Below are 21,002 nucleotides of genomic sequence, written 5' to 3'. Positions count from 1 at the left end.
AAATATGTCGTATGCCTCTAGTCACTCGTTGATTAGAGGCATTTTTTTCAGGTGAAGAAAAACACGTCCAACCTATTAAGGTAACCTTTGCGGTTGTTGCGTTGGAAATTCAATTACCTCTGGCATGGAGGCGGTTAAGATTTCTCACATCTGCCATTTTTGATGAGCGTGTCACTGGCTAGGAAAAGAAAGAGATGGGGGAGTCGAACTTCCTAACTATGCTATTGCGCTGGGGTATGGATAGCCAGCCCTGCGTTAGAATTCCCCGCAATACCCGAGAGCACAAGTAGCCTCTCATTACTCGTCATTCCACCTGCTCTGTCGTCCATATCATCATGCTCATTATGGTAGTTAGAAAGCACGGTTGGAATTACATCTTGCTGGTTAACCCTTCCCAGAAAGCCTTAAGCTTGTCCATAAAAGACTGGCTCGCATCTTTAGCTTGCTCTGCAAGCTTTCCCGCTGATTCTTTGCTTTGTTCAAGCTCACAGGCTGTCCGTTCTCCCAAGCATTGAGCTTTGCAGGTATTGCTGTCCTGTTCGCTAACAAGACTGGAGGCTTTGCACTTGGCTTCGCAAACGGTTTGCTTTTGCTCGCAGTTCAGAATTTCGGCGTTTACCATTGAAGAAAAGTAACTATTCAGCACCCTTCATATAAATCTGGAATTTTCTGATTTTTCGACCATCATCTTATACTCAATTTTTCTAACAAATCTCCAGTATGGAACCAGACTTCCCAGCTACTCCGTTTACCGAAGCTCTCCTTAAAGAGAATGAAGAGCTTCGGACCGAGAATGCGCTTTTACGGGAACGTTGCAGCGAACTGGAAGAAAGGGTTAATAAAAACAGTCAAAACAGTAGTAAGCCACCATCGTCAGATGGTTATCAAAAGCCCAGTAAAAAAGGGAGTGATAAAGGTGATACATCTTCCAAAGAAGCCCCCTGCTCCTCACAGGAAACACCGAACCCCAAAAGCCTTAGACCATCTTCAGGCAATAAACCAGGTGGCCAGAAAGGTCATCAAGGCTCTTGTTTGAGACGTGTCGCCTTACCCGATTATGTCAGGCATCTGAAGGTTGAAAAATGTTGCTGTTGCCAGTCTTCGCTTATCGATATTAAACCCACCAAATACATTGAGCGACAGGTTTTTGATCCAGGTAGACCCGGAGAATTTGAAGTTACCGCGTACTGGGCAGACGTTAAAGTATGTCCTTGTGGTAAACGGAACACCGCTGAGTTTCCCCAAGGAGTGAAAGCCGCTGCTCAATACGGAGAAGTGACTCAGGCAATGGCTGTTCATTTAAACCAGTATCACTTCATCCCATATCACCGGGTGTCTGAGTATTTCAATACTATTTATTGCATGAGTGTCAGCGCAGGCTCTGTTGCCAATTTTGTTGCCTATACCCATGAGAACCTGGCCTCTACTGAGCAGAGTATCCGCGATGCTTTACAAGAAAGTCCGGTTGCAGGAGCGGATGAAACTGGCATGCGGGTTGACGGTTCACTGTGGTGGTTACACATTATGCGAGATGACCAATGGACGCTTTACTACCTCTCAGAAAGGCGAGGTTGTGAAGCAATGGATGCAATGGGCATCCTGCTGACTTTTGCAGGCATTCTGGTTCACGATCATTGGAAGTCCTACTTTGCCTATGCGGCAGTGCATGTGCTTTGTAATGCCCATCATCTGAGAGAGCTTCAGGGAGTTGTCGATAGGGATGCGAATAAGCTGGCTCTGCGGCTGATGAAATTGCTTACGCTCTCCTGGCACTTCTGCAAGAAATACAAAGCAGCCGGTCTGACTCAAATGCCTGGTGCAATACAGCTTCGCATTGAGACGATATACGACCAAATCCTTCAAAGGGCTCTCACGAAGGAAACCGCTTATATGGAAAAACAACGACAGGTGCTTGGACGTAAGAAGGTCAGGAATACCAAGGCCTACAACCTGTTCAAAAGGCTTATTGAGTTTAAGGTTGAAACGTTGCGCTTCATGTCGGACTTTTCAATTCCCTTCGATAACAATGGCAGTGAACGTGATGCCAGGATGGCCAAACTTAAGCAGAAGATCTCAGGCTGCTTCAGAAGCGAAGACGGAGGTACCATGTTTACCCGAATCCGAAGCTATTTATCATCTGCTAAAAAGCAGGGGTTGAACATATTTCAGGCGCTTCTTAAAGCGGTTCGAAATTACAACAATACGCCTTTGCTGGGTGCTGAATAGTTACGAAGAAAAAATAAGAACTACAAAAATAGATAGCTGTTTCATAAAGGACCAGAATAAAAAGCGTTAGAAAGAATGTTCTTACCAGTTTACTTGATCTGAGGATGAAGAGTTTTCTGAAATGTTAATTTTTTGCGTTGTGGTTCTGATATCTAGAAGTTTTCTTAGAGTTGTATGCGCAAATAGATTTTTTTTTATATATGACGCACTCTTTAATAATTCTAATAATAATAGGAAGAATTTTATTAGAATGAATATAAAGTGGGTGTCTCCCTTACGAAAAATTTACACTATTTTTTTGTCATAAAAGCATCGAAATGCACTGAATTATTACTCCCTGTCTTGTAAATAAGTTTGCGTGGTTGTTTTTTGATGGGGTGGTGCGCCAGTATTGGCGGCGTATTTATTTATACTAAATATTACTTAAATTTAAACTTTTCTACTTCTTTGGCTATTAACCCTTGAATTACGGCGGTTCTGTGGTTTTTTGAGGCATGTCTAACGGTTTTTATGCGTTCAGTGTCGTTTTTTGCTTTTGGACTGATTCTTGAGAGCCCTGTGATTATAGCTCTATAGTCATTTATGTTTGTTCATATTTGATAATTTCACTAGATGAAAACCAGCATATAAGAAGGCTCGAGTTAGGCTGCAACAGGCTTGACTAGTGGGCTTACAGTCCGCATTATCAGTGTAGGTAAAGGTGCTGATCAAAACGTATGATTCAGAGCATTGGTCACTGGTTGCCTAAGATAGGGCTAGCAGATGATTCAGTGGGAGTACATACAAAGAAACGGAATCAATCAAAACTGTGGCGGTTTTGCTGAATTCCAGTTTTTCGATCACACTCTATACTACACTGGTGACGTATGAAGCTAACCAGTGGCTTCGACAATCAGTTGGTCCCGGATGAGAAGCGGTGTGAAATTATGTGTTATGTGTTGTTCTCTTTTGCATATTTGTAACTCCGTGCTACCAAGAAGTCAACCTTTGTCTGTTAGTTTGTGTGCTTCAGGGATATAAGTCCTGTGAAGTGGGTTTCAAAATGCGGCAGCTAACCAGTATTGCCGCTTGTATATAGTGTTACTGTAGCTGGATAAAAGCTGTGATCTGCCGTTAAACCTTGTAGTTAAATGTTGGGGTTTTGCTGTAGGGGGTGCTCTCTCAATTTGATAACTGACTCATAGGTTAGCTTCAACCTTTCCAGTCATGAACTCAGACCAAAGTTGTTCCCAGCGCCCCTTACTCTGGATCAGTGCTCTTGTTGTCAAAAGCACTTCCGCTCCTGTTGCTTTCCACCTCATTCCAGAACCACATAATCGTTGCTTTACCAGAGTCTTACAAGCCGCTTCAGTAACTCCTGAACCTATTGGCCAATGGCGTTTAAGCGCCTGATGATAATTCATTAACTGGTGATTGTTTGTAAAATAGCTCACAGCTTTGTAGCGCTTCTCTGTCAGTGCGATTGTCTTTTTCGGGAGCTCGGCTGATTCAATTTCCTGAAGGATTTTTTTGGCTGCTCCACGCTTGTTTTTCAAACTATGTAGCCTGTCTTCAAGCCACTGGTGTCGCTTCGCCTTACTGGTTGGAAACAGTGCTTCCGCTGCTCCAGCTAAATATTCAGATGCATGATAAAAATCGAGTAACTATTCAGCACCCTTCATATAAATCTGGAATTTTCTGATTTTTCGACCATCATCTTATACTCAATTTTTCTAACAAATCTCCAGTATGGAACCAGACTTCCCAGCTACTCCGTTTACCGAAGCTCTCCTTAAAGAGAATGAAGAGCTTCGGACCGAGAATGCGCTTTTACGGGAACGTTGCAGCGAACTGGAAGAAAGGGTTAATAAAAACAGTCAAAACAGTAGTAAGCCACCATCGTCAGATGGTTATCAAAAGCCCAGTAAAAAAGGGAGTGATAAAGGTGATACATCTTCCAAAGAAGCCCCCTGCTCCTCACAGGAAACACCGAACCCCAAAAGCCTTAGACCATCTTCAGGCAATAAACCAGGTGGCCAGAAAGGTCATCAAGGCTCTTGTTTGAGACGTGTCGCCTTACCCGATTATGTCAGGCATCTGAAGGTTGAAAAATGTTGCTGTTGCCAGTCTTCGCTTATCGATATTAAACCCACCAAATACATTGAGCGACAGGTTTTTGATCCAGGTAGACCCGGAGAATTTGAAGTTACCGCGTACTGGGCAGACGTTAAAGTATGTCCTTGTGGTAAACGGAACACCGCTGAGTTTCCCCAAGGAGTGAAAGCCGCTGCTCAATACGGAGAAGTGACTCAGGCAATGGCTGTTCATTTAAACCAGTATCACTTCATCCCATATCACCGGGTGTCTGAGTATTTCAATACTATTTATTGCATGAGTGTCAGCGCAGGCTCTGTTGCCAATTTTGTTGCCTATACCCATGAGAACCTGGCCTCTACTGAGCAGAGTATCCGCGATGCTTTACAAGAAAGTCCGGTTGCAGGAGCGGATGAAACTGGCATGCGGGTTGACGGTTCACTGTGGTGGTTACACATTATGCGAGATGACCAATGGACGCTTTACTACCTCTCAGAAAGGCGAGGTTGTGAAGCAATGGATGCAATGGGCATCCTGCTGACTTTTGCAGGCATTCTGGTTCACGATCATTGGAAGTCCTACTTTGCCTATGCGGCAGTGCATGTGCTTTGTAATGCCCATCATCTGAGAGAGCTTCAGGGAGTTGTCGATAGGGATGCGAATAAGCTGGCTCTGCGGCTGATGAAATTGCTTACGCTCTCCTGGCACTTCTGCAAGAAATACAAAGCAGCCGGTCTGACTCAAATGCCTGGTGCAATACAGCTTCGCATTGAGACGATATACGACCAAATCCTTCAAAGGGCTCTCACGAAGGAAACCGCTTATATGGAAAAACAACGACAGGTGCTTGGACGTAAGAAGGTCAGGAATACCAAGGCCTACAACCTGTTCAAAAGGCTTATTGAGTTTAAGGTTGAAACGTTGCGCTTCATGTCGGACTTTTCAATTCCCTTCGATAACAATGGCAGTGAACGTGATGCCAGGATGGCCAAACTTAAGCAGAAGATCTCAGGCTGCTTCAGAAGCGAAGACGGAGGTACCATGTTTACCCGAATCCGAAGCTATTTATCATCTGCTAAAAAGCAGGGGTTGAACATATTTCAGGCGCTTCTTAAAGCGGTTCGAAATTACAACAATACGCCTTTGCTGGGTGCTGAATAGTTACAAAATCGAGTATCTGCCCAGAGGTATGTTGTTTCAAATAACTCCAGTTTTCTCTAGCCCCGTCAGCTACCCCGATGTATGTGGCATTTGGGTAGAGTCGTTTTAGATCTGCAATCTCCTCGTCGAGCTTGCTCATAAAGCTTTGTTTACCATACTCTGGCGAACTGGCTGTATATATCGTGTGGAGCCTGTCTCCATCTGCAGAATATAGGCTCAATGTCCCACACATGGCTTCCCTCCAGCCTTCTTCACAAAGCAGCATGCAGGTTCCATCCAGACCAATGGCTATTGTTTCAACAGGCTCTTTTAGTGGAGGAAGGTGGTAGTGAGTGTCTTGCTGGTCTTCAATTAATGCACCTACTCTGTCCGATAAATGCTTGATATAAGAATTTGAAAGCGTCCTTTGATGGTTGGTCTCAAAATCTTCTTTTACCGCAGGCGCTGGCATCTGGCTGTATTTCCAGGCGATAGACTTGGCAAATTTGGGGGTAGCTGAACCAATAATACCGGCACGAAGATCAAGTGCTGCCAGAGTACTGCCACCTCTGACACCCTGATATACGGAGCGCTCCAAAGGTATACGACCGTATAAGGTTTCATAGTGCTTAAGAACCTTTCCTTTGTAGTTCCACTTCTGCTGATTAACGACGATAGGTTCTTTATTGGGTGATTCAAATAGCCCCAATAACTCTTTTGTTCCAAGCTGCCCGGCTTCATTGAGTGCACGCTGTAAACTATCTTCAAGATTCAGCATGTTGCCTGAATCTATAGAAACTTCAATTTGCAAAACGATGCTTTTGGTAGAGCTGGAAATAACAGAAGCGGGCATGACAGTTAACTATTATGAGTGGTGTTCCCATAGTAGCTGTGAAAATAGAGCACTATTGTTTCAATCATTCAGAGAGAGCACCCCATGAGTCTGTCCTTCAGAACACCCCTTTGTATATTCAAATTTCCCAACACCACCAAACACATCAAACACATCAAAAGCACCAACAAAACTTTCCGCGCTCTGCTGATAATAACGCTCTCCACGGGGTGCCGCACTCAAATCACTTAAAAAAAGCAACAAAACAAGAGCCACCCCAAATTTTATTATTTTTATTAAAATCAACTTACATATTTCCAACGACATCAAATCATTCACTGCTAGTTTTTAGAAAAAATACATCCATTCAAAACAGCCAAAAATTATAGCAACCAGCAACAAATAAAATGAAAAATTTATAAATTTAAGTTATACGGATAATAAAACGCTACCCAAACATCAAAAGCCGTAAAGAATGAAAGGTACACTTTAAAAACCGGAAAACACACTCATCGACTTGATTAATAACTCATAGAATATGGGTTCAGCTTTTCTTACAGGAAGAGCATCAAGCACCTGACAGAAGCATAGCAACCCGTTACAATCGCCCAAGTTCATACACTGGCTGATCAGGAACACCATGCGCGACTTTATTATTGCCCCGAGTATTCTTTCTGCAGATTTTGCCCGACTGGGCGAAGAAGTTGACAATGTTTTGACCGCTGGTGCCGACTGGGTCCATTTTGATGTCATGGACAACCATTACGTCCCTAATCTCACCCTCGGCCCTATGGTATGCAAAGCCCTGAGAAAACACGGTGTCACCGCCCCCATTGACGTACACCTTATGGTGAGTCCAGTGGATCGCATCATCGGTGATTTTATTGAAGCGGGTGCCAGTATGATTACTTTTCACCCGGAAGCATCAGAACATATTGATCGCAGCTTACAACTGATTCGTGAAGGCGGTTGCCAGGCTGGGCTGGTACTCAACCCAGCAACGTCTCCCGACATTCTTGAATATGTTATGGACAAACTGGATATGATCCTGTTGATGTCGGTAAACCCGGGATTTGGCGGTCAGAAATTTATTCCTTCCACACTGAAAAAGCTCTGCAGGGTTCGCAAACTGATTGATGATAGCGGACTGAATATTCGCCTTCAGGTAGATGGCGGTGTGTCAGCCAGCAATATTCGTCAAATTGCTGAGGCCGGCGCTGATACCTTTGTTGCAGGATCAGCAATCTTTGGTGCAGACAGCTACAACGATGTTGTTTCTCAAATGCGTTCAGAGCTCGCTGAGGTAGTAGCTTTATAAATCATGAACACACTACCTTCCAACGGCCATCCACTTCTTAACAACCTATCTATGGTTATGTACGATCTGGATGGCACTCTAGTGGAAAGCGTTCCTGACCTTGCCGCTGCACTGGACAAAATGCTGATTGATATGGGAATGCCCATTGCCGGAGAGTCTAAAGCCCGGCTATGGGTTGGTAACGGCATTCCATCACTGGTAAAACGAGCACTGGCTGATGACATGAGCGGCGATCAACCTGGCCAGGTGGATTCCTCTCTGTTCGAGGCAGCCCACGAATGCTTCAAGTCCCATTACAGCGAAGAACTCGGACATCACAGCTACCTCTACCCAGGAGTTTCTGATTTTCTTGAAGCGATGAAAGATCGCGGCATCAAACAGGTCGTCATTACCAATAAAAGTGAGCAGTTCACTGATCGCCTGCTGCAACTGATGGGTATTGATCATTACTTTGACCTAACTATTGGTGGCGATAGCCTGACCGAAAAAAAACCTCATCCGATGCCTTTGTTATATGCAATGCAAAAGTTTAATATTTCTTCAGATCAGGCTCTAATGATCGGAGACTCGGTCAATGATATCCGTGCAGCCAGAGCTGCTGGTGTTTGCGTAATCGGACTACCTTATGGGTACAATCATGGTGAACCCATAGAACAGTCAAACCCTGATCTTGTCGCTCTCACCTTAAAAGAACTTCTTTGATTTTCTCCATAATTTTCAACAACCTCTCTGAACTGGCAAACAGAGAGGCTGCCCCTCCTAGTCTAAGGAACTTTATTCCCAGCTAGACACTCTAAGAAATCAGGTTTCATACGCCATATTAAATCAAGGCGTTCAGCCCACTGAATTCTTCAACATACAATCGAATAAAGTGGTAACTATCTGGGCCACATATATTTCACGTAAAACCTCAATATCATTTTTTCATAATTAACGCTGTATCAATTAAGTCCATAACTCAGGTATGACTTTTTATCAAACCCAACAATAAACTTGGAAAAACAGCAATTAATGGAAGCACAAGCGACAGCATACTCAGATCCCCAGCAAAGACATCGGACTTTTGAACCAGATAACCAAGCGCGTTTTTCAGGCTATAACACCCAACCTGCCCCCCACAGCATAACCCTGGTTCGAGAGACCGATACCTCTACACACAACAACGAAACAAACCCATCAAAAAGGATTTATGAACTAGCGGCTGTCCAACTTTGTGAAGCAAAGAATCATGTCTACCATCGAGGATGGTTTCATGATCAACCAGTGAGTAATTACGCCGACCTGATTCGTCGACCTTCTGAAGACCCGGAGAGACAACGTACCTTGTCAGGTAATCTTGTCTATCAATACTGCGATTCAAATGAAGCATCAAAATGGACAAACCTCCAAGATTGGAAAGATGCTCTCAGCATTGGCTTTAACACCTTCAAAGAATACGCATGGTCGCTGTTAACCCTTCGAGACTCTTTCTTCATAACTCCCTGGTTTAGGCCAGAAGCTCTTGCAACAGCAAACCAGTCTGTCCTACCCATGAAACCTGGGCAGTTCCAGCACCATGGACATGCCCATATTTCCATCTGCCTGCGCGGTGATGATGGCTTGCCGCTGTCCATCACCTTTGATCCAGCTACCAGCTCTATTGGCCCATATGAAGCTAAAACCACACCGATCCATAATCGCAAAGCGGACCTGATTCTGCTTAGTCATGGCCACATGGATCACTGCCGAAATATTGGTGAGGTTACCAGACCACAGAAGCCTCTCTTTTCTCGCATCGTGACCTGGATCAAAACCCATGTACTGCTCATTCATCCAACCGATGATGAAAGCACTGAGCACAGAAAATACAGTAAATTACTGATCCCGGCAGGCACTGAAAAGATGCTTGATCACATCCAGTTCCTGGATAAAGAAGGTGATGTTACTAAAGCCTATCCTTATGACCCATACAAGGTGCGCCGCAATAATTCTGATGTAGCCACCATAGTGCCCATTCTATCAAAACACTGGTCCGGCACCTCTCCCCTCAATGGGCACAAAGCACCGGCGCTTGGCTATCTGGTCATCACAAAGGAACAAACCGTATTTTTTGCTGGCGACACTGGCTACGAAGAAGACATGTACAAAGCAGTGACCAAGATTGCCAGCATTTATAATACGTCGGTTGATCATATCTTCCTTCCGGCTGGGCCTGATCATCAGCGTCATCAGATGGAAAAGACTCATCAGGCAACCATTGACGCCATCAGTTCAAGGCTACACACACAGTTTCTTCCCACCTACCAGAGACTTAAAGCAGAATGGGGACCTGATGATGACCCGTTGCTTACTGATACAATCGATATCAAAAATATCAACCATTTCCGGGCAAAGCTAACGGAGCTATTAAAACAAACTCACGCAAGCTTTATCCACAGTGGTCATTATAAACTGGGAAATATCCATGCTGAGGACCCATTTTTGTGCATGATAGACCTGATCAGTCCCTGTTGTGACGGCAAAAGTGCATACCTATGCAGTGAAGAGCATTTCGCTCACCTCTCCGAAGTGGATGCAAGACATGAAAAAGAAGCACGAAGCCGAGTGCGCTCCTACATGGAAAGCAGCACATATGAAGCCTGTAAGCAAAGAGTACTGTACGACCTCAACTCGCATATCAGTAACTCAAAAGCCAAGCTCACACTCCTGCTTCATCAGTTACTGTCGCAGAGTCCATTAGGTTATTTGCGATCTATTGATGGTAGTGACAACCATGGGTGGGTTGACGCATTGGTTGAGATGGTGGATGAAGAGGCCTTTGATATTAGAAAACTCAATCTTAAAACATTCAGTGATTGGTATAAAATTCCTCCGGATCAACGAACAGAAAGTGATTTAAGGACCCTTTTCGGTTTGCAACAACCGACCCCGTAATATACCCTTGGCGCTGACGATGATTAAACAAGTAATATTGAAAAGCTTGGGGAGACTCAGGCTAAGCGTGCGGAGTTCGCAGTGAATCACTGTTATCACCAACATAGCTTTCATTTCAGATGCAGCAGCTACAGCCGCTGCAAGCACATCCCTTTGTCTTCAGTTTCCCTCCTTTCTACCTCCTGGCGCTGGCAAAGCTGGCCCTGGGCCTGACAATAACACTCAGCCCAATGGCAACACGGTTGTTGCCAAGCATAGATAATTTCAATCAATAACATTCCCTTAGCTTATTTGAGAGAGCTGCTATGACGCCTGAACAATTTGCGCGTCTGACCAGAGAAGGTTACAACCGCATTCCCGTTGTACGTGAGATTCTGGCAGACCTGGACACACCATTAACCACCTATCTCAAGCTTGCCAATGGCCGCTACTCCTACCTGTTAGAGTCCGTTGAAGGAGGCGAAAAATGGGGCCGTTATTCCATGATTGGCCTACCCTGCCGCACCCTGCTGCGGGTCAATGGCGATCGCATTAATATCGAAACCGATGGCCAGATTGTGGAAGAACATACCACCAGCGACCCTCTGGAGTTTATCAAGGAATTCCAACAGCGTTATCAAGTACCTGAGCTGGCAGAACTACCCAGATTCACTGGGGGCCTGGTTGGTTATTTTGGTTACGACACGATTCGCTATATTGAACCCAAACTGGCAGAGAGCGCTCCAAAGGACGAGCTGCATACACCTGATATCCTTTTGATGGTCTCTGATGAGCTGGTCGTATTCGATAACCTCAGTGGCAAACTAATCCTTATTACCCATGCCAACCCCGATGAATCCGCCGCTCTGGAAAAAGCCCAGTTCCGTCTGGACAACCTCGTACGTCAACTGCAGACCAGCAACATTCAACCACCGGTTCAGGCATCCCTGAACCCCGCCAGTGAAGATGATTTTCAGTCAGGATTCGGTGAAGAAGCCTTCAAAGCATCCGTTGGCGCGATACGTGACTACATTCTTGCTGGCGACGCCATGCAAGTCGTACTCTCCCAGAGAATGTCCATCCCTTTTGACAGCTCTCCCCTGAATCTTTACCGGGCCCTCCGAAGTACCAACCCTTCTCCTTACATGTATTACATGGATCTGGGTGACTTTCATGTCGTCGGATCTTCTCCTGAAATCCTGGCCCGACTGGAAGATGGAGAGGTGACCGTAAGACCTATTGCAGGCACTCGTAAGCGAGGTGATACCGAAGAGAAGGATAAAGCTCTCGAGCAGGAGCTACTCAATGACCCTAAAGAGCTTGCAGAACACCTCATGCTGATCGACCTCGGAAGAAACGCCGTTGGTCGTGTAGCTTCTACAGGCTCCGTAAAGCTGACTGACAAGATGGTCATTGAACGTTACTCCCATGTCATGCACATTGTTTCCAACGTAACAGGGCAACTGAAAAGTGGACTGGATGCCCTTGATGTACTAAAAGCTACGCTACCTGCAGGCACATTAAGCGGTGCGCCAAAAGTAAGGGCCATGGAAATCATCGATGAAATGGAACCTGTAAAACGCGGTGTATACGGTGGCGCTGTGGGATATCTGGCATGGAATGGCAATATGGACACCGCCATTGCTATTCGGACTGCAGTCATCAAGGATCGTCAACTCCACATTCAGGCCGGAGCAGGTATTGTCGCTGATTCCAGTCCTGATCTGGAATGGAAGGAAACCATGAATAAGGGACGCGCCATATTTCGTGCGGTCGCCATGGCTCAAACTGGATTTATGGGCGGCGGCTACCCCGCGTCTTCTGGCAATCAAAAAACAAACAAGCGCTCTTCAGAGGTGAAACACTGATGCTGTTAATGATCGATAATTACGATTCGTTCACCTTTAATCTGGTTCAGTATTTTGGAGAACTGGGCGCTACTGTCGAAGTCCACAGGAACGATCACATTACCATTGAGGACATCGAGCAGCTGAAGCCTGACCATATTGTTATCTCTCCGGGACCATGTACTCCCAACGAAGCTGGCATATCAATGAATGTTATACGACACTTTCAGGATAAAATTCCTATCCTGGGTGTGTGCCTTGGCCATCAAAGTATCGGACAGGTTTATGGAGGTAAGATCGTCCGGGCCAGACAAGTCATGCATGGTAAAGTTTCTCCGGTTTTCCATAAGGATTTCGGGGTTTTCCAGAGCCTGGCCAATCCGGTCACAACAACCCGCTATCACTCACTTGTCATTGAAAAAGAGAGCCTGCCTGATTGCCTTGAGGTAACAGCATGGACTCAGTTTGAAGATGGCAGTAACGATGAAATCATGGGCGTCCGCCATAAAGAACTGCCCGTTGAGGGCGTTCAGTTTCATCCAGAATCCATCATGACCGAGCAAGGGCATGACCTTCTGGCCAATTTCCTCAAACAGTCCATATAACAAATATACCAGGGAGTGAAACCATGCAGATAAAAAAAGCGATAAACCGGATCGTGCAACACCTTGACCTGAGCAGGGATGAAATGGTCGAGGTAATGCAACAGATCATGACTGGCAAGTGCAATGATAGCCAGATTGCCGCCTTTCTGGTTGGCATGCGGATGAAAAGTGAGAGCATTGAAGAAATCACTGGGGCTGCCATGGTCATGCGACAACTGGCTACCCAGGTTCAAGTTAATGCTGATCATCTGGTAGATATAGTTGGTACAGGGGGAGACGGTGCCCACCTGTTCAACGTCTCTACCGCTTCTGCCTTTGTCTGTGCCGCTGCAGGCGCCAAAGTTGCAAAACATGGCAACCGGGGTGTTTCCAGCTCAAGTGGTAGTGCCGACCTTCTGGAGCATGCAGGGGTTAATCTGGACATTACCCCTGATCAAGTCGCCCGCTGCATTGAAGAGATTGGTGTCGGCTTTATGTTCGCACCAGCCCACCACTCAGCCATGAAAAATGTGGTAGGTGTACGCCGGGATCTGGGTATTCGCACACTGTTTAATATTCTTGGACCAATGTCCAATCCAGCCAACGTGAAAAACCTGCTAATTGGTGTTTTTACCAAAGAGCTTTGCCGCCCAATGGCAGAAGTACTCCGCGAGCTGGGGAATGAACATGTTATGGTGGTGCATTCCGTGGATGGACTGGATGAAATCAGTATTGCCAGTGAGACCCACGTAGCCGAGCTAAAGGATGGAAAAGTCTACGAATACATACTCAAGCCGGAAGATTTCAATATTAACTCGCAAAGCCTGATTGGACTGGATGTAAGAGACAGTAGTGAATCACTGGCTCTTATCAAGGATGCCCTTGGCAAACAACAGGGAAAGTATGCTGAAAAAGCAGCCAGTATGATTGCCCTGAACGCAGGTACAGCCATTTACCTTTCAGGTGTCGCCAGTCGTCTGGAAGAAGGCATCCTGATGGCTCAGGATGCCATCGACAGCGGTCTGGCTTTGGAGAAAATGAAAGAACTGGCCAGTTTTACCCGCGTTTTTTCTGAAGACGCTGTAGCTCAATAAGTGTGAGGGTAACCATTCATGTCGCTACCGACCATTCTGAATAAAATCATTGCACGGAAGCATGAAGAAGTTTCTGAGCGCAGCCTTTCCAAACCACTTGATGAAGTAAGAAAGCTGGCCGAGCAGAATGCACCAGCACGAGGCTTTGCCCGCAACCTGCTCTTAAGAGTTGAAAAGCAGCAGGCAGCCATCATTGCAGAGATCAAAAAAGCCTCTCCCAGCAAAGGGGTGATTAGAGAAAATTTTGAGCCAGCAGAAATTGCCAGAAGCTATGAAAGCGCTGGGGCCTGCTGCTTATCCGTGTTGACGGATCGTGATTTCTTCCAGGGCAGCGAACGCTATTTACAGGCTGCTCGTGAGGCCTGCTCTCTTCCTGTACTGCGAAAAGATTTCATGGTCGACCCTTATCAAATATACGAAGCACGAATGATAGGTGCCGACTGTATCCTGCTGATTGTCTCAGCCCTTTCGGACCAGCAACTCCGTGATTTCAATGAGCTGGCACAATCTCTTGGAATGGATGTATTGGTTGAGGTGCATGGAGCGGATGAGCTGGAAAGGGCTCTCCCACTACCCGGCGCCATCCTCGGGATCAACAATCGCAACCTGCATACATTTGAGGTCAGCCTGAACAACACACTTGAACTACTTGACTCAATTCCTACTGGTCGACTGGTTGTCACAGAGAGCGGTATTCACACCCAAGGTGATGTGAAATCCATGGTCCAGCATAACGTGAAAAGCTTTCTGGTAGGTGAAGCGTTTATGCGTCAGGATAATCCAGGGCAAGCTCTCAAGACATTGTTTGGCGCCTATTTATGAAGACGGCTAGCCAAAAAGTCAGCCAGCCTTGTAGCAGTTATTTCTATATTTCAGTTACTGAATAATCCCACACGCTATTCTGGCACCACCACCACCCAGCGGAGGGTTGTCAGAATAGTTATCGGAACCCGCATGGATCACCAGCGAATGTCCTCTCAGCTCAGGTAATGAGAGCCTGGGTGCCTCAACAGGGGTCACCGCATTACCATAATCATCAACAGTTAAAGCAGGTAGATCACCAAGGTGTCCATGCCCCTGAGGCCCTTCGTGATGACCTGTGCTTTCCGGGTCATAATGGCTACCGGCAGCCAGAGCAGCTACTTTCTGGCCATCTTTCTCTCCCGGCTCACAAGATGGGTGCTCATGAACATGAAAGCCATGCTTTCCCGGTGGCAGGTCATGAAGCGCTGGCTGTAGCCTTACACCCTGGGTGACATCATCATCGTCAGCGTAATGAATAAACACTTTGCCCACTGTTGGCCCATTACCCGCAGGAGTTACCTGAAACATCACTACTTCCAGCTTTTCCTCAACTTTGCTCGTGTTCTCTGCATGGTTCGCAGTATCCGAACACCCAGACACTAAAGCAGAAAATACAATAGGTAGAGCCAGAAACCTGATGCCACTATTAAACATATTACGTAACCTCTAAGTATATTTATAAGACTCAGTATAGGTTCCAAATACCCCTAATAGTGCTGATAGCCATGATAACCAAGCTCTTATCAGCTAGCGGGTACCAAAAACAACCATGGTTTTTCCTTTTACAGAAACAAGTCCCTGAGCTTCTAAGCTTTTCAGCACTCTCCCAACCATTTCACGGGAACAACCGACAATACGGCCAATTTCCTGACGGGTTATCTTAATCTGCATACCATCGGGATGCGTCATGGCATCTGGTTGACGGCAGAGATCCAGCAGGGTTCTGGCCACTCTCCCCGTTACATCAAGGAATGCAAGATCCCCCATCTTTCGGGTGGTATCCTTCAAACGGGTCGCCATTTGACCAGAAAGCATCATCAGGATATCAGGCTCTTTCTGAACCAGCTCCCTGAACTGCTGGTAGCTGATCTCTGCAACTTCGCATGACGTTTTGGCCTTCACCCAGGCACTGCGCTCCGCGAGGTCATCATCAAACAGCCCCATTTCACCAAAAAAGTCGCCCTGATTAAGGTAAGCGACAATCATCTCACGGCCTTCATCATCTTCTATAACAACGGACACAGCAACCTTGACGATATAATAAAGAGTATCCGAAGTATCACCTGCACAGAGAATGGTACTTCTGGCCGGATAGTTTTTTCGAGAGCACATGGACAAAAAGTGCTCCACTCCAGGGCCTGGTCTGACGGGCAAATTCTTGGTCAACATCTCCTCACCACAACTACCTTGTTTGGATACCATCATACCGTAAACTTTTCTTTCGTTAATTGTGGATGTTCCTTTTCTTGACTGCCTTGGCACTATTCACTGAAAAAAAATGCAAAATATAAAACGATCTCCTTCTATCTATGGAAAATACATCATTCTCTCCTAAGCTCACTGCGTGGTCTTTACACGTAACAGAGATGATGTTTATGAAAGAACTGCCTGCTTTTTGTTCAATTCACCCATACTTCAGGGTTAACCCTGAACACATGCACGCATTCGATGAATTAATGAACGCCTTTATCGAAAGAACAGAAAAGGAAGAAGGTGTCATATTTTATGGCTTCACCTGCCATGGCAATGAAGTATTCTGTCGCGAAGGTTACATCAACGCCCATGCACTTTTGCATCATATTGAGAATGTTTCTGAGCTACTGGATGAGGCCAGTAAAATTGCCGAACTTACCCGTTTGGAAGTGCATGGCAGTGAAGCTGACGTTACACACCTTAGAGAGCCTTTAGCCCACTTACAGCCAGACTTTTATACCTTCAAAAAAGGCTTCATTCGATAATGCAAAAATAAGAATATCACCACTTCTTCTATGGCCTGTCTCTGTTTACATGGCTGTTTTCATTCAAAGGCTTTAGAATGGCCCCAAATAGAAATAGTCCCAAAGGCCAGAACAGGAATTTCGAATGAAGGCACAAGTAAAGTGGGTCGATAACCAGCGTTTCCTTGGGATGACCGCCAGTGGCAATTCTGTCGTTATGGATGCAGATAAGCATCAGAAAAGTGCTCCAGGCCCAATGGAAATGGTATTGATGGGATTAGGTGGGTGCTCTTCCGTTGATGTGGTAAATATTCTGGAAAAAGCCCGGCAGAAAGTTATCAGCTGCCATGTGGATATTGAATCAGAACGTGCTGATGCTATCCCTGCGGTCTTCACCAGAATACATCTGGCTTTTGTCGTTAAAGGCAGCAATATCAAAGAATCTCAGGTTCAGCGTGCCGTTAGCTTATCTGCTGAAAAGTACTGTTCTGTTGCTCATATGCTGGGCAAGGGCGGAGTCGAAATTACCCACAGTTATGAGATTATAGAAACCGAATAGTAGATTAAGCCACAAAGAACACAAAGAAAGCTTCTAGGTTCTTCCTTTGCGCTCTTTGTGGTTCACAATCAGCCTGGAGGCCACTGCATTTGACGACCTGCCAGCAGGTGCAGATGTATGTGGTACACCGACTGTCCACCATGGCTGTTGGTATTCAGGGCAAAACGAAAACCATCTTCATCAACGCCTTCCTGAGCCGCGATATCCTTCGCCACCAGCATCATCTTGCCAAGCACAGCCTGGTCTTCTGCTACTACATCATTCATCGTCGAAATATGCTTCTTGGGAATGACCAGAATATGGGTTGGAGCGGCAGGGTTAATATCCCTGAACGCCACTACCTCATCATCTTCAAATACTTTATCTGCGGGAATATCTCCCTCAGCAATTTTACAAAAAAGACAGCTCATTATTTATAAAACCCGTTGGCTCCGACTACTATTGAATTGCTTTATCACACTGGCCAGCTTAAAAAGCAGGCAAAACTTTCATCAGCTTATTATGCTCCATAATACAAACACTATGAAAAAATACATCTTATTATTTTTTTTCACCCTCATCCACTTACTCCCAAAACACGCCTTTAGTTCTTATGAGTTAATAGGTTATGAACTTGGCTCTTCTCCCAAACCATTCACTGAAGAAGAGAAACTTCTCAATAAAATCGAGGCTATACAAGAAAAATTGGATGAGTTGGTCTCAGAAAATGAGTTATCACAATCTTTAGCTCTTACCGCAAGCGGTGTTCTTGCCACGTTTGCTTTTGGTATTTTCCGTATGATTTCTTTCGCACAATCGGATACTAAGGAGCCTATATATAATTGGGAATTAGACGATGAATGGAAAACCATGAGAACATTTATCTTTAATGATACTATACTCGCAGCCCTAGGAATCGGTGGTGCTATAGGGTATAGCAATTACACTGATGAAAAGCTTCCATCTCTTAGCGCAAAAGACTCTTTAAAAGTAGGTATTGAGACCTTTATAACAGGCTTTGGATTAAGCCTCCTATTATCCGGTACTTCTTATATGTTTCATGAAACTGATAATAAGGGCTTCTTTTACGCAGTACGCGCTGCCTTCCATGGTTTAACCAATTTATTGACTGCTATTCGAATGTGCCACTATATCAATCAAGCTCGCCAGGATAGACAGGATGAAATCTTTGATTTAAAAATACAGCTAAAAAAAGCCAGAAACAAACTTGCCCAACTAAGAGGTGATATAGCACCAGATGATATTTAGCTCATTAACAACGGTTCAAATTTATCAGTGTTGGTCTACCACAACCACATTAAAAATGAGTTTTTTAATTTTGAGTAAATTCTTAAATCCGCACAGTTAATTTTCACTACCCCCTTAATATTAACTTTAGAATTGAACTGGTGATAAGCCTAATCACCAGCCAACGCTAAAATCATGCCGATATTCGGTTATAAATAAAACCCGTTGATCTGGTATATTCCTGACTGCTTGAGGTTTTCATGACTATAATTCAAGTTATTTGTATCCACTGCCAGAGTGCCAGTAGCATTGTTAGAAATGATAAACTGAAACAGGCCATCAATGCTGTCGCTGAAGAAACTACAAAATGAGCTTCCAGCTTCAATACCGGCACAACGACAATCAGCCCGGCACTCTTGAATTCATACTCAAAATGGCCATGAATGGTTCTGGAGTCAAAGACATTGTGTACTTATGATCAGTCCTAATACGACTCGAGCCCATTTAAAAAACACTCACCACCACAGATAACTGGTACCTTTATACAGCCTGTCTTTCAGAAGATAAACACATAGCTGACAAGTAATTTGCCCAGAGTACTGAACGACAGAACCTGATGCCGGGAATTCGATTAAAAAGACTGACAAAAAGGACAATGGGTTTTTCAAAATCCGAAAAATTCACGACAAGGTTATTGGTGAATTTATATATAGAGAATACTATCAATATCTCTGACCCGTGGCCCAATATGATTCTTTGGGGATTATCAGAATATGAATATAGGCAGCAGGGTTAACATCCCTGATATGCTACTATCTTATCTTCTTCAAACACTTTATCTGAAAGGGTATCTCCCTCAGCAATTTTAAAAAAAAGGCAATTTATTATTAACAAACCTTTTACCCAAAAAATGTTGAATAACTTTGCTATAATTCCAGTCTTTTTTCAAGATAAGCCTAATGGTCATTAGTGTACAGTATCGTGAGACACAAACCACTATGAAAAAAATTTCGCTCTTATTTTTTTTTGCACTTCTTATTATTTTTAACAAAAGCGTACTTGGGAATGAAGACTTGGTGAGGGTGCTCTCTCAATTTGATAACTGACTCATAGGTTAGCTTCAACCTTTCCAGTCATGAACTCAGACCAAAGTTGTTCCCAGCGCCCCTTACTCTGGATCAGTGCTCTTGTTGTCAAAAGCACTTCCGCTCCTGTTGCTTTCCACCTCATTCCAGAACCACATAATCGTTGCTTTACCAGAGTCTTACAAGCCGCTTCAGTAACTCCTGAACCTATTGGCCAATGGCGTTTAAGCGCCTGATGATAATTCATTAACTGGTGATTGTTTGTAAAATAGCTCACAGCTTTGTAGCGCTTCTCTGTCAGTGCGATTGTCTTTTTCGGGAGCTCGGCTGATTCAATTTCCTGAAGGATTTTTTTGGCTGCTCCACGCTTGTTTTTCAAACTATGTAGCCTGTCTTCAAGCCACTGGTGTCGCTTCGCCTTACTGGTTGGAAACAGTGCTTCCGCTGCTCCAGCTAAATATTCAGATGCATGATAAAAATCGAGTATCTGCCCAGAGGTATGTTGTTTCAAATAACTCCAGTTTTCTCTAGCCCCGTCAGCTACCCCGATGTATGTGGCATTTGGGTAGAGTCGTTTTAGATCTGCAATCTCCTCGTCGAGCTTGCTCATAAAGCTTTGTTTACCATACTCTGGCGAACTGGCTGTATATATCGTGTGGAGCCTGTCTCCATCTGCAGAATATAGGCTCAATGTCCCACACATGGCTTCCCTCCAGCCTTCTTCACAAAGCAGCATGCAGGTTCCATCCAGACCAATGGCTATTGTTTCAACAGGCTCTTTTAGTGGAGGAAGGTGGTAGTGAGTGTCTTGCTGGTCTTCAATTAATGCACCTACTCTGTCCGATAAATGCTTGATATAAGAATTTGAAAGCGTCCTTTGATGGTTGGTCTCAAAATCTTCTTTTACCGCAGGCGCTGGCATCTGGCTGTATTTCCAGGCGATAGACTTGGCAAATTTGGGGGTAGCTGAACCAATAATACCGGCACGAAGATCAAGTGCTGCCAGAGTACTGCCACCTCTGACACCCTGATATACGGAGCGCTCCAAAGGTATACGACCGTATAAGGTTTCATAGTGCTTAAGAACCTTTCCTTTGTAGTTCCACTTCTGCTGATTAACGACGATAGGTTCTTTATTGGGTGATTCAAATAGCCCCAATAACTCTTTTGTTCCAAGCTGCCCGGCTTCATTGAGTGCACGCTGTAAACTATCTTCAAGATTCAGCATGTTGCCTGAATCTATAGAAACTTCAATTTGCAAAACGATGCTTTTGGTAGAGCTGGAAATAACAGAAGCGGGCATGACAGTTAACTATTATGAGTGGTGTTCCCATAGTAGCTGTGAAAATAGAGCACTATTGTTTCAATCATTCAGAGAGAGCAC

The 21,002-nt window shown here is 44.9% G+C and carries 20 protein-coding genes; 12 read left to right on the top strand and 8 right to left on the bottom strand.

The annotated features are described in order from the left end of the window. Positions 1–370 precede the first annotated feature (370 nt). Positions 371–622: a hypothetical protein gene (locus tag ACOCLE_RS01015; RefSeq protein WP_419535149.1), complete on the bottom strand. Its 252-nt coding sequence runs from the start codon at positions 620–622 to the stop codon at positions 371–373. Between the two features lie 98 nt (positions 623–720). Here ACOCLE_RS01015 and tnpC (ACOCLE_RS01010) point away from each other — a divergent pair, with 98 nt between their 5' ends. Beyond that, positions 721–2,226, top strand: a complete 1,506-nt coding sequence (gene tnpC / locus ACOCLE_RS01010) for an IS66 family transposase (protein WP_419532963.1) — start codon at positions 721–723, stop codon at positions 2,224–2,226. A 1,178-nt stretch (positions 2,227–3,404) separates the two neighbouring features. On the opposite strand, the gene ACOCLE_RS01005 is transcribed toward tnpC (ACOCLE_RS01010), so the two are convergent. Continuing rightward, complete coding sequence (locus ACOCLE_RS01005) at positions 3,405–3,761, bottom strand: hypothetical protein (RefSeq protein ID WP_419535148.1); 357 nt, start codon at positions 3,759–3,761, stop codon at positions 3,405–3,407. 193 nt (positions 3,762–3,954) lie between these two features. On the opposite strand from ACOCLE_RS01005, the gene tnpC (ACOCLE_RS01000) reads away from it, so the two are divergent. Beyond that, complete coding sequence (tnpC, locus tag ACOCLE_RS01000; protein WP_419532963.1) at positions 3,955–5,460, top strand: IS66 family transposase; 1,506 nt, start codon at positions 3,955–3,957, stop codon at positions 5,458–5,460. Here the strand turns inward: tnpC (ACOCLE_RS01000) and ACOCLE_RS00995 are convergent. Then, positions 5,411–6,292, bottom strand: a complete 882-nt coding sequence (locus ACOCLE_RS00995; protein WP_419535147.1) for a hypothetical protein — start codon at positions 6,290–6,292, stop codon at positions 5,411–5,413. The two genes, tnpC (ACOCLE_RS01000) and ACOCLE_RS00995, sit on opposite strands and share 50 nt — an antisense overlap. A 60-nt stretch (positions 6,293–6,352) precedes the next feature. Then, positions 6,353–6,610 (bottom strand): hypothetical protein, encoded by a 258-nt coding sequence (locus ACOCLE_RS00990; RefSeq protein ID WP_419535146.1) that lies wholly within the window; start codon positions 6,608–6,610, stop codon positions 6,353–6,355. A 301-nt stretch (positions 6,611–6,911) separates the two neighbouring features. Between ACOCLE_RS00990 and rpe the strand changes: the two genes are divergently transcribed. From rpe to trpC, 7 genes are all read left to right on the top strand, one after another. Continuing rightward, positions 6,912–7,589 carry a ribulose-phosphate 3-epimerase gene (gene rpe, locus ACOCLE_RS00985; RefSeq protein ID WP_419535145.1) on the top strand — a complete coding sequence of 226 codons (678 nt, stop codon included), beginning with the start codon at positions 6,912–6,914 and terminating at the stop codon, positions 7,587–7,589. Positions 7,590–7,646: 57 nt separating this feature from the next. Beyond that, positions 7,647–8,291 (top strand): phosphoglycolate phosphatase, encoded by a 645-nt coding sequence (locus ACOCLE_RS00980; RefSeq protein WP_419535144.1) that lies wholly within the window; start codon positions 7,647–7,649, stop codon positions 8,289–8,291. Positions 8,292–8,582: 291 nt separating this feature from the next. After that, the gene (locus ACOCLE_RS00975) at positions 8,583–10,502 is read left to right on the top strand and encodes an MBL fold metallo-hydrolase (RefSeq protein ID WP_419535143.1); all 1,920 of its coding nucleotides are present in this window, start codon (positions 8,583–8,585) and stop codon (positions 10,500–10,502) included. 305 nt (positions 10,503–10,807) lie between these two features. Next, positions 10,808–12,349, top strand: a complete 1,542-nt coding sequence (gene trpE / locus ACOCLE_RS00970) for an anthranilate synthase component I (RefSeq protein ID WP_419535142.1) — start codon at positions 10,808–10,810, stop codon at positions 12,347–12,349. Next, on the top strand, positions 12,349–12,933 hold the full coding sequence (locus ACOCLE_RS00965; protein WP_419535141.1) for an anthranilate synthase component II: 585 nt from the start codon (positions 12,349–12,351) through the stop codon (positions 12,931–12,933). The genes trpE and ACOCLE_RS00965 overlap by 1 nt, the downstream gene beginning before the upstream one ends. Before the next feature lie 23 nt (positions 12,934–12,956). After that, on the top strand, positions 12,957–14,006 hold the full coding sequence (gene trpD / locus ACOCLE_RS00960) for an anthranilate phosphoribosyltransferase (RefSeq protein WP_419535140.1): 1,050 nt from the start codon (positions 12,957–12,959) through the stop codon (positions 14,004–14,006). Between the two features lie 18 nt (positions 14,007–14,024). Then, a complete protein-coding gene (gene trpC / locus ACOCLE_RS00955; protein ID WP_419535139.1) occupies positions 14,025–14,828 on the top strand; it encodes an indole-3-glycerol phosphate synthase TrpC in 804 nt (267 codons plus the stop codon). Positions 14,829–14,882: 54 nt separating this feature from the next. Here the strand turns inward: trpC and sodC are convergent, their stop codons facing one another. Further along, a complete protein-coding gene (sodC, locus tag ACOCLE_RS00950) occupies positions 14,883–15,464 on the bottom strand; it encodes a superoxide dismutase [Cu-Zn] SodC (RefSeq protein WP_419535138.1) in 582 nt (193 codons plus the stop codon). A 93-nt stretch (positions 15,465–15,557) separates the two neighbouring features. After that, positions 15,558–16,199, bottom strand: a complete 642-nt coding sequence (gene crp, locus ACOCLE_RS00945) for a cAMP-activated global transcriptional regulator CRP (RefSeq protein ID WP_419537275.1) — start codon at positions 16,197–16,199, stop codon at positions 15,558–15,560. A gap of 140 nt (positions 16,200–16,339) precedes the next feature. On the opposite strand from crp, the gene ACOCLE_RS00940 reads away from it, so the two are divergent. Both ACOCLE_RS00940 and ACOCLE_RS00935 read left to right on the top strand, forming a co-directional pair. Beyond that, complete coding sequence (locus ACOCLE_RS00940; protein ID WP_419535137.1) at positions 16,340–16,768, top strand: putative quinol monooxygenase; 429 nt, start codon at positions 16,340–16,342, stop codon at positions 16,766–16,768. A 124-nt stretch (positions 16,769–16,892) separates the two neighbouring features. Next, on the top strand, positions 16,893–17,306 hold the full coding sequence (locus ACOCLE_RS00935) for an OsmC family protein (protein ID WP_419535136.1): 414 nt from the start codon (positions 16,893–16,895) through the stop codon (positions 17,304–17,306). A gap of 68 nt (positions 17,307–17,374) precedes the next feature. Here the strand turns inward: ACOCLE_RS00935 and ACOCLE_RS00930 are convergent, their stop codons facing one another. Beyond that, positions 17,375–17,716, bottom strand: a complete 342-nt coding sequence (locus ACOCLE_RS00930; RefSeq protein ID WP_419535135.1) for a histidine triad nucleotide-binding protein — start codon at positions 17,714–17,716, stop codon at positions 17,375–17,377. Positions 17,717–17,828: 112 nt separating this feature from the next. Here ACOCLE_RS00930 and ACOCLE_RS00925 point away from each other — a divergent pair, with 112 nt between their 5' ends. Further along, a complete protein-coding gene (locus tag ACOCLE_RS00925) occupies positions 17,829–18,554 on the top strand; it encodes a hypothetical protein (RefSeq protein ID WP_419535134.1) in 726 nt (241 codons plus the stop codon). A gap of 1,086 nt (positions 18,555–19,640) precedes the next feature. On the opposite strand, the gene ACOCLE_RS00920 is transcribed toward ACOCLE_RS00925, so the two are convergent. Then, complete coding sequence (locus tag ACOCLE_RS00920; RefSeq protein WP_419532972.1) at positions 19,641–20,921, bottom strand: ISKra4 family transposase; 1,281 nt, start codon at positions 20,919–20,921, stop codon at positions 19,641–19,643. Between the last annotated feature and the right edge of the window lie 81 nt (positions 20,922–21,002).

This window comes from Endozoicomonas sp. (assembly GCF_965196975.1).
Taxonomy (GTDB): domain Bacteria; phylum Pseudomonadota; class Gammaproteobacteria; order Pseudomonadales; family Endozoicomonadaceae; genus Endozoicomonas.
The sequence above is the reverse complement of the archived record's forward strand: the minus strand, read 5'-3'. Positions and strand labels throughout refer to the sequence as shown.